This is a genomic window from Saccharothrix coeruleofusca, from assembly GCF_014648515.1.
Classification (GTDB): domain Bacteria; phylum Actinomycetota; class Actinomycetes; order Mycobacteriales; family Pseudonocardiaceae; genus Actinosynnema; species Actinosynnema coeruleofuscum.
Genome location: NZ_BMRG01000001.1, coordinates 752,118 through 765,273, shown reverse-complemented (window position 1 = coordinate 765,273; position 13,156 = coordinate 752,118). Strand labels below are relative to the sequence as shown.

Annotated in this window: 9 protein-coding genes and 1 pseudogene; 6 read left to right on the top strand and 4 right to left on the bottom strand. The window is 74.9% G+C overall.

The window, feature by feature from the left end; translation table 11 throughout:
* Nucleotides 1-40 precede the first annotated feature (40 nt).
* The 3 genes from IEZ00_RS03950 to IEZ00_RS03940 all read right to left on the bottom strand — a co-directional run bounded on the left by IEZ00_RS03950 (nt 41) and on the right by IEZ00_RS03940 (nt 6,355).
* Entirely contained in the window at nt 41-2,947 is a 2,907-nt protein-coding gene (locus tag IEZ00_RS03950; RefSeq protein ID WP_189221593.1) for a beta strand repeat-containing protein, read from the bottom strand.
* Nucleotides 2,948-3,145: 198 nt separating this feature from the next.
* Nucleotides 3,146-4,003: a hypothetical protein gene (locus IEZ00_RS03945; RefSeq protein ID WP_189221592.1), complete on the bottom strand. Its 858-nt coding sequence runs from the start codon at nt 4,001-4,003 to the stop codon at nt 3,146-3,148.
* Between the two features lie 171 nt (nt 4,004-4,174).
* Nucleotides 4,175-6,355, bottom strand: a complete 2,181-nt coding sequence (locus tag IEZ00_RS03940; RefSeq protein ID WP_189221591.1) for a translocation/assembly module TamB domain-containing protein — start codon at nt 6,353-6,355, stop codon at nt 4,175-4,177.
* A 53-nt stretch (nt 6,356-6,408) separates the two neighbouring features.
* On the opposite strand from IEZ00_RS03940, the gene IEZ00_RS03935 reads away from it, so the two are divergent.
* Nucleotides 6,409-7,581 carry an AI-2E family transporter gene (locus IEZ00_RS03935; RefSeq protein WP_372448501.1) on the top strand — a complete coding sequence of 391 codons (1,173 nt, stop codon included), beginning with the start codon at nt 6,409-6,411 and terminating at the stop codon, nt 7,579-7,581.
* A 121-nt stretch (nt 7,582-7,702) separates the two neighbouring features.
* Here IEZ00_RS03935 and IEZ00_RS03930 read toward each other — a convergent pair whose 3' ends face one another.
* Nucleotides 7,703-8,899 carry a diguanylate cyclase gene (locus IEZ00_RS03930; RefSeq protein WP_189221589.1) on the bottom strand — a complete coding sequence of 399 codons (1,197 nt, stop codon included), beginning with the start codon at nt 8,897-8,899 and terminating at the stop codon, nt 7,703-7,705.
* A 162-nt stretch (nt 8,900-9,061) separates the two neighbouring features.
* Between IEZ00_RS03930 and macS the strand changes: the two genes are divergently transcribed.
* The 5 genes and pseudogenes from macS to IEZ00_RS36185 all read left to right on the top strand — a co-directional run.
* On the top strand, nt 9,062-10,204 hold the full coding sequence (macS, locus tag IEZ00_RS03925) for a MacS family sensor histidine kinase (RefSeq protein ID WP_189221588.1): 1,143 nt from the start codon (nt 9,062-9,064) through the stop codon (nt 10,202-10,204).
* The gene (locus IEZ00_RS03920) at nt 10,201-10,854 is read left to right on the top strand and encodes a response regulator (RefSeq protein ID WP_189221587.1); all 654 of its coding nucleotides are present in this window, start codon (nt 10,201-10,203) and stop codon (nt 10,852-10,854) included. Before macS ends, IEZ00_RS03920 begins: the two co-directional genes overlap by 4 nt.
* A gap of 4 nt (nt 10,855-10,858) precedes the next feature.
* Nucleotides 10,859-11,458: a DUF1707 SHOCT-like domain-containing protein gene (locus IEZ00_RS03915; protein WP_189221586.1), complete on the top strand. Its 600-nt coding sequence runs from the start codon at nt 10,859-10,861 to the stop codon at nt 11,456-11,458.
* A gap of 27 nt (nt 11,459-11,485) precedes the next feature.
* Nucleotides 11,486-12,949 (top strand): SDR family oxidoreductase, encoded by a 1,464-nt coding sequence (locus IEZ00_RS03910; RefSeq protein WP_189221585.1) that lies wholly within the window; start codon nt 11,486-11,488, stop codon nt 12,947-12,949.
* Between the two features lie 36 nt (nt 12,950-12,985).
* Nucleotides 12,986-13,156, top strand: a pseudogene (locus tag IEZ00_RS36185) (alcohol dehydrogenase catalytic domain-containing protein); the annotation flags it as partial.

Here is a 13,156-nt window from a genome sequence, read left to right as displayed (position 1 = left end):
CCCCCGGCGCGGACGCCGGGGGCCTCGCGGGTGCGGCGCGTCAGAGGCGCGGCAGGATGCTGGTGGCGTCCAGGGCGCTCAGGGCGGGCAGCTGCCTGCCCCCGGCCAGGTCCAGCGGGCTGACGTTGAGGTCGCTCAGCGAAGCCTCGGGCAGGGCGGGCAGGGCCGGGACCGCGGAGCGCGGCTGGGCCACGCCGGGCACCGGCAGCACCAGCGGCAGCGCGACCGGGGCCGCGACCGGCAGGGTCGGCACGCTGCGCTGGTGGGCGCCCACCGGCAGGGCACCGACCGGCAGAGCGCCCACCGGCAGGGCGCCCAGGGGCAGGGTGCCCGCGAAGGGCCGGTCCGCCAGCCCGTCCACGGTGGCCAGCGGAATCCGGTCCAGCCTGGTCAACCGGGTCAGCCGGGGCAGCTCGGTGACGCCCATCAGGCTGTCCACGCCGACCGGCAGGTCGATGCCCAGCAGCCCCTTCGAGCCGTTGCCGTGCTCGTCGTCCTCACCGGTGCGCTGGAGGTTGTCGTCCAGCACCTGGGTGCTGGCGGTGCCCAGCACGTCCACCGGCACGTCGTAGACGCGCGCCACCTTCTCGACCGGCAGCTCGGTGTCCTGCGCGGTCCCCGCGCCGGAGCCCTCGGTGCTGGTGCGGCCGCCCGACTGGGCGTAGCTGGCGTTGGCGGTCCGGCTGTCGGCCAGCCCCGCCACCGCGACCGCGTCGCCGAACGCGCCCGGCTGGGCGTTGAGCGGCAGGCTGAGCAGGTTGCCCGACATCGAGGCGTCCTGGGCCGAGGTGCGGTGGTCCCCGCCGGAGATCACGTCGGACCAGTTCAGCGCCCTGGACTTGCCGTTGCCCGCCACGGTGGCGGTGTCGCCGAAGACCTGCAGCGGCAGGGCGGACTGCGCGGTCAGCCCGTTGCCCGACCACGAGCCCCGGTCACCGGAGGTGGTCACGTCGTCGCCCGCCACCGAGCGGAAGTTGTTGGAGGTGTCGCTCTCCACGTTGCTGCCCGCGCCCAGCGCGGTGCCGAAGACCTGCGGCGAGGTCGCGGCGGGCAGCGAGAGGACGTTGCCCGCCAGCGAGCCCTCGTCACCGGTGGAGGTGGCCTTGCCGCCCGCGGTGGAGAACAGCTTGTTGTCGGTGTCGGTCGAGCCGTTGCCGACGGCCACCGCCGTGCTGCCGAACTTCTGCGCCGGGTTCGACGTGGGCACGTGCAGGATGTTGCCGGACAGGGAGCCGTGCTTGCCGGTCGCCTCGGGCGAGCCGCCCGCCTTGACCACGGTGCTGCCGCCGGTGTCCGAGGTGGGGTTGCCGACCAGGGCGCCCGCGTTGCCGAAGCCCTGCGCGCCCAGCGCGGTCGGCGCGGAGACGACGTTGCTGGAGATGGTGCCGTCGTCGTCCTTGCTGTTGGGCGTGTCGCCCGAGCGGACCAGCTTGTGCTCGGTGGTGCTGCCGTCGGCCTGGCCGACGGCGGTGAGGCCGTTGCCGAAGCCCTCGACCGGCGTGGCCAGCGGGACCTGGCCGATGTTGCCCGACACCACGCTGTCGTTGCCCCGGCTGGCGTTGTAGCCGCCCGCCTCGGAGCTGACGGTGTTCTCGCAGCCCCCGACCGCCAGGCCGCCGCCGGACACGCCGTTGCCGCACAGGTCGACCGCGGTCGCGGGCGGGGTGGTGGCGGTGTTGGAGGACAGCACCGAGCCGTCGCCGTTGGTGAACGTGCCGCCGCCCGCGGTGGCCCTGGAGTCGTTGGTGTGGCCCGCGGTGGTGTTGCCCAGGCCGGACAGGGCGTTGCCGCCGCCGGAGACCGGCAGCGCGACCGGCGCGTCGCCCAGGTTGCCCGACAGGGTCGAGCCCTGGCCGCTGGTGCTGGTGAAGCCACCGGCCCTGGAGTGGTTGGAGGTGCCCGAGCGGACGTCGGAGTTGCCCAGCGCGGAGGTGGCGTTGTCGCTGGCCACCACCGGTCCGGCCAGCTGCGGCTGCAGCGCGTTGCCCGCGAGGGTGCCCTTCTCGCCGCTGGTGCCCAGCCAGGTGGGGATGCCGTGGATGCCGCCGCGCGTGCTGCCCGCCTCGGCCCTGGCGTGGTGCCCGCCCGCCACGTCGGCGTTGCCCGCGCCGGACAGGCCGTTGCCGTTGACCGCCACGATCGGGGCCAGCGGGACGCCCAGCGCGTTGCCGCCGACCGAGCTGCCGTCGCCGTCGGTCTTGAGCGAGCCGGGGGTGACCGCGTAGCCGGCGGCGTAGGAGTCGGCGCGGGCGTTGCCCGCGCCCGCGACCGCGTTGTCGGTGAACTGCACCGGCACGGCCCACTGGCCCGCCACCACGTTGCCCGACAGCGAGCTGTCCCGGCCGGAGGTGGTGATGTCGCCGCCCGCGGCGGCCTGCTGCTCCATCACGGCGCGCGACTCGGCGTTGCCGACGCCGCTGACCGCGTTGCCGCCCGCCTGCACGGGGACCGCGGCGGACAGCGAGGTGACGTTGCCGGCGAGCGAGCCGCGCGAGCCGTCGGTGGTGATGGCGCCGGTGCTGGCGTCGGTCCTGGCGCAGCGGCCCTCGGCGTAGGCGTCGCCGCCCGCCGCGATGGCGTTGCCGCAGGCGCTGACCGGGACCACGATGTCGCTGTCGACGGTGTTGCCTCGGGTGACGCGGTGCACCCCCGTGGCGCCCAGGCGCTCCCGCGCCCCGCGCAGCAGCGGGTTGACCGGGGCCGGGACGGCTCCGGCGAGCTGCTCGGTGCCGATCTCGCGGTGGAACTCCGGCAGGTCCCGGTTGCCGTGCGGGGTGCCCACGTTGTTGTGCGCGACGTCCACGGGGATCTTGACCCGCGCGTCCAGCGGCGAGGGGGAGGCGTCGGGGTTGACGTTCTCCTGGGCTGAGGCGATGCCCGTGCCGAGCATCAGCAAACCACCAGTGACAAGTGCGGACTGGATACCGCGCTTGGCCCAGGTCTGCATGGGTTCTCCTTCCGATGTCCCTTGCGGGAGGTGGTGGGCGGGCGGTCGGACGCGGCAGGCGTCGGGACGGCGACCACCCGGATCTGAGGGCGGTTCTGAGGGCGGTGCGGAGCGCGGCGACCGGTTGAGAGCGCGACGAACCGCGCGTCGGTCGACTACCGGGGCGGCCGGAGGGCCGCCGCGGACCGCGCGCGGGGATCAGTCAGGGGTGATGCCGGGCTGCTTGCCGGGCGTCACGGTGTTCCGCTCGTCGCCGGGCAGCGCGGCCCGGCCGGTGGCGGAAGCGGTGCGGTGGGCGGACGCGCTCGCGAAGGACGCGCTGCCGCCGCCTGCGGACCCGGAGCCGTCGCCACCGCAGGAGCAGTGCGCCGGTGCGCTCGCGGGGGGCGCGAACGGCATCGACGGGACGCGGGACGGGTCGCCGGGCAGGGTGGGGTGCTCCTCGGCGGCCAGCACCGGCAGGTGCTGTGCCGACAGGGCGGGCCAGGTCTTGCTCAGCTCGTGGAACGTGCCCGCGAACTCGGGGACCTCGGGCACCGGGAGCTCCGCGACGGGAGCGGGGTGCGCGGTGGCCTGAGTCGGCGCGAGGGACGGGGCGGACACGGTGGCCGTGCGGCCGACCACGTCGACCTGGGGGAGGACCGCGGCCACGGCGGGCCGCTCCGGCTCGGGCTGGAACAGCGCGCCCATCTGGCCCACGGTGCCACCGATGTCGTGCGCCACCTGGCCCAGGTCGGCCGGGGCCGCCTCGCGGGCCAGCTCGCTCGGCGCGCGCAGGGTGGCGTCCAGGTCGGCCACCGCCCCGGTCACCGGCGCGGTCACCGGCTCCACCACCGGGGCGACCGCCCCGGTCAGCGGGGTGCGCTCGGTCGCCGAGGTCAGCGCCGAGGTCAGCGCGTCACCCTCCTCGGCGACCTGCGCGGAGGCCGGGGCCGCGGACAGCGCCCAGACGACGGCGCTGCCCGCCAGCGCGCCACCGGCCACCAGCGCGGCACGGGTGAGCAGCCGCCGGACGCGGCTCGCCCCCGTTCCCGCTCGCTGGTCGCCGGTCGACACCGCTGGTACCTCCACCTGGAGAAGTGCTGGGATCCGCCGGCTGGAAGACCTCGGTGATCAAGCCGACGCCGAGAGCCTGCCGGCACCGACGGGCCGATCGCACGTCCACGGAGCCGAGTTCGCCGGATCGTGTGATGAACACGCACCGTTCACGAATACCACTCACAGTGGTCAGATCCGCTTGAGCACGCGCGCCGCCCCGGCCGCCGCCGTCGAGGCGAGGATCCAGCCCACGGCGATCAGGGTGCTGGAGATCCACTGCGAAGCACCGGTGAACCTCCACTTGCCGTCGTGGCCCAGGTCCACGATCGGCACCAGCAGGTCCACCGACAGCAGCCACGGGTTCCACACCGGCACCTCGTCCTCGTTGAGCCGCGTCATCTCGTGGCCCGCGAACCACAGCGACCCCACCAGCCAGAACGCGGTCAGCCAGGCGATGGCCAGCCACGGCCGGTAGCCGTAGCCGACCGTCCAGCGCTGCAGGAAGCCCCACACCCGGCCCGCCCAGCCCAGCTCCGAGTAGCGCCGGTGCTGCTTCTCCAGCTGCACGCGCTGGGCCAGCTCCTCCTCGCCGCCGTCCCGGTAGACCGCGGCCAGCTGCTCGTACGGGCCGGGCGCGAAGTCCGGCTGCACCCGGCGCAGCCAGCGCAGCCGGGTGCCCACGTCCACCGGGGGCGTCGAGTCGATCGAGGTGAAGGTGAAGTCCTCCACGGCCACCCCGCCGGTCGCCGCCCACAGGCCGGGGCCGTCGTACACCGCCGTCGCCCGCGCCCTGGTCAGCAGCACGCGCCCCTCGGGCACCCGGTCCTCGCCCAGCCGCAGCACCAGCTGCGGGACGGTCAGGCCGTAGGCGTTGAGCGCGATGCCGCCGGCCGGACCGCCCAGCCTCGCGCCCGCGAAGTTCGCCATCTTGCCCACCTCGGCCAGCCGCACGCGCACCCCGCCCGCCGCGTGGAACCCGTCGTCGCACAGCAGGTCCTTGCCGACCGTGGCGACCCGCGCGTCCAGCGACGGCTTCACCGAGCCGTCCGGCCTGCGCCGGGGCCGCTCCAGCACCGCGCCGGCGCAGTCCAGGGTCGAGCCGATCTCGGCGTTCTGCAGCCGCAGCGAGCCCTCGGCGCGCAGCTCGCGCAGGAACAGCGTGCCGCCCACCCGCAGCCGGTCGGCGAACAGCACGTCGATGCCGGGGCCGTGCAGCCGCACGCCGGACAGGCTCGCGCTGCCGCGCACGTGCGCGTCGACCAGCCGCACCTGCCCGTAGACGCGCAGCGCCGACTCCCGCGCGCCGTCACCTCGGAAACCGCCGTCGACCGCGCCGCGCGCCTCCAGGTCCCCGCGCACCACCATGCCGTCGGCGTGCAGCGCCACCGGGATGTGCTCGTCGGCGCGGTCCAGCACCTCCAGCGCCTCCGGCCTGCCGATGACCGCGCCGGACAGCCGCAGGTAGCCGCCGACCTCGGCGCCGGGCAGCCGCACCGTGCCGGAGGCGGTGAACCCGTCGTCCAGCTCCACGTTGCCGTCCACCCGGACGCGGTCGGCCACCAGTGACGCGGCCTCGTCGGCGGTGCCTCGCGGGATGACCAGCACCGGCCGGTCCACCGCGCTGGACCGCAGCCGCGCGCCGGAGAACACCACGTCGCCGCCGACCCGCGCACCGGGCAGCAGCACCCGGCCCTCGGCGGTGAACCGGCCGCCCTCGGCGTCGCAGAACAGCGTGCCCGCGACCTGCACGCCCGTCGCCTCCAGGGCGTCCTGACCGGGGTTGATCAGGCGCGCGCCGCCCAGGTGGACGTTGCCGCCGAAGTTCGCGCCGCGCAGCCGCACCTCACCCGTCGCGCGCAGGGCGATGGCCTGCATCGAGCCGGACACCCGGATGCGCGCGGCCAGCAGCGCGTGGTCGCCGCCGCGCAGCACCGCCCCGGCCAGCCGGACCGTGCCGCGCACCGCCGCGTCGGTCAGGTCCACCACGCCGTCGCTGGTGAACCCGGCCTCCAGCACCAGGTCGCTGCCCACCCGCAGGTTGCGCCCGCGCAGGCCGGGCATCCGGCAGCCGCGCAGCCGCAACCCGGTCAACCGGGCCATGCGCAGGTCCGGCGGCTGCTCGAAGACGCAGTCCCGCAGGTCCACCACGTGCCGCACGCGCGCGCCCTCCAGCCGGAGCAGGCCCACGACGTGCGCGCCGACCAGCCGCAGCGCGGGCAGCCCGGCGGGCGCGGGCCCGGTCAGCAGCGCGGTCAGCACCTCGCCGCGCACCGTGCGGTCGCGCTTGGCCGTCCCCGGTCCGAACACCACGCGCGCACCGGTGACGAAGGCATCGCGGACCCGCTGTTCTGCGGACGTGAGATCGGGCACCGTTCGATCCGATCATCCCGACACCGGTGTTGACCAGCGCTCGGCGGGATACCGTGATCGGTGTGACTGGACCGGACTCGCGCCCCGGCGACCGGGTGCCCGCGCTGCTGCGCGTCAGCGCCGCGCTGAGCTGGCGCTTCGTGGCGGTGGTCGCCGCGCTGTACGTGGTGGCGCAGGTGGTCGGGTTCCTCGCCACGATCGTCATCCCCACCGGCGTCGCGCTGCTGCTGGCCGCGCTGCTGTCCCCCGCGGTGTCCCAGTTGAGCAGGGTCGGCGTGCCGCGCGGGCTGGCCACCGGGTTCGTGCTGGTGGCGGGGCTGGCCGTGGTCGGCGGCGTGCTCACCTTCGTGATCACCGAGTTCTCCAAGGGCCTGCCGGAGCTGCAGAGCCAGGTCAGCGCCAGCCTGGACACCATCCGCGACTGGCTGCGGGACGGGCCGCTGCACCTGAGCGACGTGCAGCTGCAGCAGTACCTCGACCGGGCGGTGGAGACGGTCAAGGAGAACCAGAGCGACATCACCTCGGGCGCGCTCACCACGGCGGCGACCGTGGGCGAGCTGATGACCGGCATCCTGCTGGCCCTGTTCACGCTCATCTTCTTCCTGCACGACGGCGACGGGATCTGGCGGTTCCTGATCCGGGTGGTGCCCGCCGACGTGCGCGACCGGGCCGACGTGGCCGGGCGGCGCGGGTTCGCCTCGCTGGTCAGCTACGTGCGGGCGACCGCGGCGGTGGCCGTGGTGGACGCGGTCGGCGTGGGCATCGGGCTGTGGATCGTGGGCGTGCCGCTGGTGGTGCCGCTGTCCGCGCTGGTGTTCCTGGGCGCGTTCATCCCGATCATCGGCGCGGTGATCACCGGCGCGGTGGCGGTGCTGGTGGCGCTGGTGGCCAACGGCCCGGTGGCGGCGCTGGTCGTGCTGGCGATCCTGATCGGCGTGATGCAGCTGGAGAGCCACGTGCTGCAGCCGCTGCTGCTGGGGCGGGCGGTGAAGCTGCACCCGCTGGCGGTGGTGCTGGCGATCACCGCCGGGCTGGTGGTCAGCGGGATCGCCGGGGCGCTGCTGTCGGTGCCGCTGCTGGCGGTGCTGAACTCGGGCATCCGGTCGCTGCTGTCGGAGTCGGACCGGCACGTGGCGCCGCAGCAGGTGGACGTGCACGAGCCGCAGGAGACCGGACCGACGGACAAGGCCGCGGGGGAGCGCGTGGACGACGAGGTCGGCGGCTGACCCCAACCGCGTCTGCAAGTACTACCCGAGGTGCGTGCGAGGGCCGGTAAGTACTACCCGGGTGTCCCGAACGCTCGGTTCGTGGTGTCCGAACGCGCGGCTCGCGAAGGCTTGAGCGGGATCAAGCCATTTCCACGAGGTTGCGGCCGCAGCCCTTGGCGGCGAGCAGGGCGGAGTCGGCGGCCACCAGCAGGTCCGGCAGCTCGTAGCCGAACCGCTCGGTGGTGGCCACGCCGATGCTCACGGTCAGCCCGGTCAGCAGGTGCTCGCTGCCGTCGGTGCGCACCGTCGGCACGGCCAGTTCCTGCACCGCCTGCCGGACCCGCTGCGCCACCGACCTGGCCACGGCGGGTTCGGCGTCGGGCAGCAGCACCACGAACTCCTCGCCGCCGAACCGGCCCACCAGGTCGCCGCGCCGCGTGGTGGTGCTCAGCAGCAGGGCGACCGCGCTCAGCGCGGCGTCCCCCGCCAGGTGCCCGACCTCGTCGTTGACCCGCTTGAAGTGGTCCAGGTCCAGCAGCATCACGGCCATCGGCCGCTGCGCGGGGCGGGCCTTGGACAGCTCGTAGCGGGCTCGGGCGTCCCAGTGCGCCGCGTTGGCCAGGCCGGTCTTGGCGTCGCGCTGCGCGGAGCGGCGCCACTGCGGCAGCTGCGCGGCGCGTTCCAGCAGCGCCATCGGCGGCCCGGCCAGCAGTGCGTGCGCCGGGTCGCCCAGCGCGGCGGAGCCCATCAGGCCGCCGATGCTCACCGCGACCACGCCGAGCACCGCGTCGATCGGCTCGCCGACGACCTCGCCGCCGGGGGCGCTCGGGTTGCGCAGCCGCAGGCCCAGCGCGATCAGCACCGCCCGCGCCACCAGCAGCGCCACCGCGCCCACGACCAGCTGCGGCAGCTCGGCCGCTGGTTCGGTCCAGCCGATGGCGAACCGGGCGCCGAACACCGACAGCGCGGTGGCGGACAGGGTGAACAGCCAGCGGTGCGACTCCGGCCGCTGGCTCAGCACGCCGTGCAGGGCGGGCCCGAACAGCAGCAGGACCAGCAGGTTGCACGGCAGCGCCACGGCGCCCGCGGCCAGGTAGCTCAGGTGCGCCGCCCACGGGTTGCGGGAGGTCTCGCCCATCCGGTGGCTGTAGATGGAGCTGCCGATGACGACCGCGCCCGCGGTGCCCGCGATGGCGGCGAACCGGCCGATCTGCTCCGGGTCGGGCCGAGGTGACGTGGCGATGACGTAGACGACCAGCGCGAGCGCCGCGGCGTCGACGAGCAGCCAGTAGGCCAGGGCGGAGCGCTTGAGCCTCCAGAGCGGCCAGTCGCGCACCCTCGCCCACCCCCCACCACGGGAAGTCCGGTGCCGCCACCCCCTGCGGCGAGCGCCGGACTCGGCCAGCCTTGCACAGGCATCGGAACGGGAACAGACCGCCACCTGGGGGTTAGCTGGACCACCTCGGCAAGGCAAGATGACCTCCGGAGGGGGTCCATCGTGCACGCACAGGCAGCCGCAGCGGGTCCGCCGGTGGCGGAAGACCCGGTCGCGCACCTCTGGCGAGGGACGGTAGCACTACGGATAGTGACGTTTCTCTTCGCCCTGGGTAACGCGGCGGTGCACAGCTCCGGCTACCAGCGGCCGTGGCTGGCCTGGGCGGTGATCGCGGTGATGGCCGCCTGGTCGGTGTTCACCGTCCAGGCCTACAGCAGGCGCGCGGGCAGGCGGCCGTGGGTGGTCGTCGCCGACCTGGTGGTGGCGTGCGGCCTGATGTCGCTGTCGCCGCTGATCATGACCCCGGCGCAGTTCCTGTACAACGTCCCGCTGATCACCACCATCTGGGCGTCGGTGCCCGCGGTGGCGGCGGGGGCGCTGGGCGGGCAGGTGGCGGGCGGGCTGGCCGGGTTCGCCGTCGGCCTCGGCACCTACCTCAACCGGGGCGCGCTCAGCGTGGACCTGGTCCGCGACGTGGTGCTGCTGGCGGGCGCCGGGTTCGTCGTGGGCATGGTGTCGACCACCGCGCGCCGCTCGGCGGTGCGGCTGGCGCGGGCGCTGCGCGCCGAGGCGGCGACCGCGGAGCGCGAGCGGCTGGCCAGGTCCATCCACGACGGCGTGCTCCAGGTGCTGGCCAGGGTCCGCAAGCGCGGCGTGGAGCTGGGCGGGGAGGCCGCCGAGCTGGCCAGGCTGGCGGGCGAGCAGGAGGTGGCGCTGCGGTCGCTGGTCGCCGCCGCGCCCAGCGAGTCCACCGTGGACGGCGACGCCGACCTGCGGCCGGCGCTGCAGCTGCTGGCCACGCCCCGCGTGCAGGTGGCCACGCCCGCGACCAGGGTCATGCTGCCCGCGACGACGGTGACCGAGCTGGCCGCCGTGGTGCGCGAGGCGCTGTCGAACGTGGAGCGGCACGCCGGGCCCGACGCCAAGGCGTGGGTGCTGCTGGAGGACCTGGGCGAGGAGGTCGTGCTCAGCGTGCGCGACGACGGCCCCGGCATCCCGCCGGGGCGGATCGCGGTGGCCGAGGCCGAGGGCCGGATGGGCATCGCGAAGTCGATCCGGGGCCGCGTGGAGGCGCTGCGTGGCACCCTGGAGCTCCAGACGGGGCCGGGGGAGGGCACCGAGTGGGAGGTGCGGGTCTACCGATGAGCGTGTCCGTGATGGTGGTCGACGACCACCCGCTGTGGCGCGATGGCGTGGCGCGCGACCTGAGCGAGCGCGGTTTCGACGTGGTCGCCACGGCCGGTGACGCGCCCTCTGCGGTGCGCATCGCCCGCGCCGTGCGCCCGGCGGTGGTGCTGATGGACCTCAACCTGGGCGAGCAGTCCGGGGTCGACGCGACCCGGCTGATCACCGCCGAGCTGTCCGGCACGCGGGTGCTGGTGCTCTCGGCCAGCGGCGAGCACGACGACGTGCTGGAGGCGGTGAAGGCGGGCGCCTCCGGCTACCTGGTCAAGTCCGCCTCCTGCGAGGAGCTGGTGGCGGCGGTCAACCGGACCGCCTCGGGGGACGCGGTGTTCACCGCGGGCCTGGCGGGGCTGGTGCTGGGCGAGTACCGGCGGATGGCGGCGGCCCCGGACGAGCGGGACAAGCCGCAGCTGACCGAGCGGGAGACCGAGGTGCTGCGGCTGGTGGCCAAGGGGCTGACCGCCAGGCAGATCGCCACCCGGCTGGTGATCTCGCACCGCACCGTGGAGAACCACGTGCAGTCCACGCTGCGCAAGTTGCAGCTGCACAACCGCGTCGAGCTGGCGCGGTACGCGATCGAGCACGGTCTCGACGTCGACCCGGAGGGCTGAAGACATGGAAGGACCGGCCGTGGACCCCAAGGACCTGAGGGTGTCCGACGCGGAGCGCGAGCACGTGGTGGGACTGCTGCAGAAGGCCATCGGCCGCGGCCTGATCACGCTGGACGAGTTCACCGAGCGCACCGACACGGCGCTGGCCTCGCGCACCCGCGGCGAGCTGAACTCCGTGCTGCTCGACCTGCCCGGCGTGGTGCACGGCGACCAGGCGGCCGGCCCCTCGGTGGCGCCGCGCGAGCGGACCGAGCTGAAGACCACGATGTCCTCGGTCAGCCGCAAGGGCCGCTGGTCGGTGCCCCGGTCGCTGGTGGTGCGCAACCGGATGGGCACCACGGCGCTGGACTTCCGCGATGCCGACATCCCGCACCCGGTGGTGGACGTCGAGCTCGACGTCGCGGGCGGGATGGTGCAGCTCGTGCTGCCCGAGGGCGCGACCGTGGACGCCGACGAGGTGGAGGCCACGATGGGCAGCGTGGTGACGGACAAGCTGGGCACCGGGGTGGGGGGCAGCCCGCACTTCGTGGTGCGCGGGTCGGTGCGCGCCGGCTCGCTGGAGATCCGCACCAAGAAGCAGCGGTTCGGCTTCCGCCGTGCGTGATCGCCGCCGCGCGCCCAGGATCGTGGGGTGCGCTGCCTCGTCACCGGTGCGACCGGCTACCTCGGCGGTCGGCTGGTCCCCCGGCTGATCGCGGCGGGCCACCGGGTCCGCTGCCTGGTCCGCGACCCCGCCAAGCTGCGCGACGTGCCGTGGGCCGGTGAGGTCGAGGTGGTGCGGGGCGACGTGCTCGACCGCGCCCGCCTCGACGCCGCCGCGCGCGACGTGGACGTGGTGCACTACCTGGTGCACTCGCTGCACCAGGCCGACTTCGCCGACGCCGACCGGCGCGGGGCGGTGAACACCGCGCGGGCCGCCGAGGCCGCGGGCGTGCGGCGGATCGTCTACCTGGGCGGGCTGCACCCGCCGGGGGCCGCGCTGTCGCCGCACCTGGCCTCGCGCAAGGAGGTCGGCGAGGTGTTCCTGGCCTCGTCGGTGCCCGCGGTGGTGCTCCAGGCCGCGGTGGTGATCGGCTCCGGGTCGGCCAGCTTCGAGATGCTGCGGTACCTGACCGAGCGGCTGCCGGTGATGGTCACGCCCCGCTGGGTGCGCAACCGGGTGCAGCCGATCGCCGTGCGGGACGTGCTGCGGTACCTGGTCGAGGCGGTGGAGCTGCCCGCGCGGGTGAACCGGACCTTCGACATCGGCGGCCCGGAGGTGCTGACCTACCTGGAGATGATGCTGCGGTACGCGCGGGTGGCGGGCCTGCGCCCGCGCCGGGTGCTGCCGGTGCCGCTGCTGACCCCCCGACTGTCCGCCCACTGGGTGAACCTGGTGACGCCCGTGCCCCGGTCGATCGCCGTGCCGCTGATCGAGTCGCTGGTGCACGAGGTGGTGTGCCGCGAGCACGACGTGGACGAGCACCTGCCCGGTCCGCTGACCGGCTACGACGAGGCGGTGGCGCTGGCGCTGGCCAGGGTCCGCGACGCCGAGGTGGAGACCCGCTGGTCCGGCGCGTCGGTGCCGGGCGCGCCGTCGGACCCGCTGCCCAGCGACCCGGCCTGGTCGGGCGGCTCGTCCTACGTCGACGTGCGGGAGCGGCGCAGCGCGGCGACCCCGGAGCGGCTGTGGGAGGTCGTGGAGGGCATCGGCGGCGACCGCGGCTGGTACTCGTTCCCGCCCGCCTGGGCGGTGCGCGGGTGGCTGGACCGGCTGGTGGGCGGGGTGGGGCTGCGCCGGGGCAGGCGCGATCCGCGCAGGCTGAACGTGGGCGAGGCGCTGGACTGGTGGCGGGTGGAGGAGGTGGAGCGCGGGCGGCTGCTGCGGCTGCGCGCGGAGATGCGCGTGCCCGGCCTGGCGTGGCTGGAGCTGCGGGTGGCGCCGGGCGGGGACGGCGGGTCGGTCTACCGCCAGCGGGCGGTGTTCGTGCCGCGCGGCCTGGCCGGTCACCTGTACTGGTGGCTGGTGTGGCCGTTCCACGGCGTGGTGTTCGGCGGCATGGTCCGCAACATCACCAGTGAAGCGGAGCTTACAAGTGAGTTCAGAAAGTCCTGATGGACCGCACAAGTGCGGCGGGCGCACACTGCCGCCATGAAGGCACTGGTCAAGGCTTCCGCCGGGCCGGGACTGGCGCTGACCGAGGTGCCCGACCCCACCCCCGGCCCCGGTGACGTGCTGGTCCGGGTGCTGCGCACCGGGATCTGCGGCACCGACCTGCACATCGACTCGTGGGACGAGTGGGCGGCGCGCACGGTCCGCGCG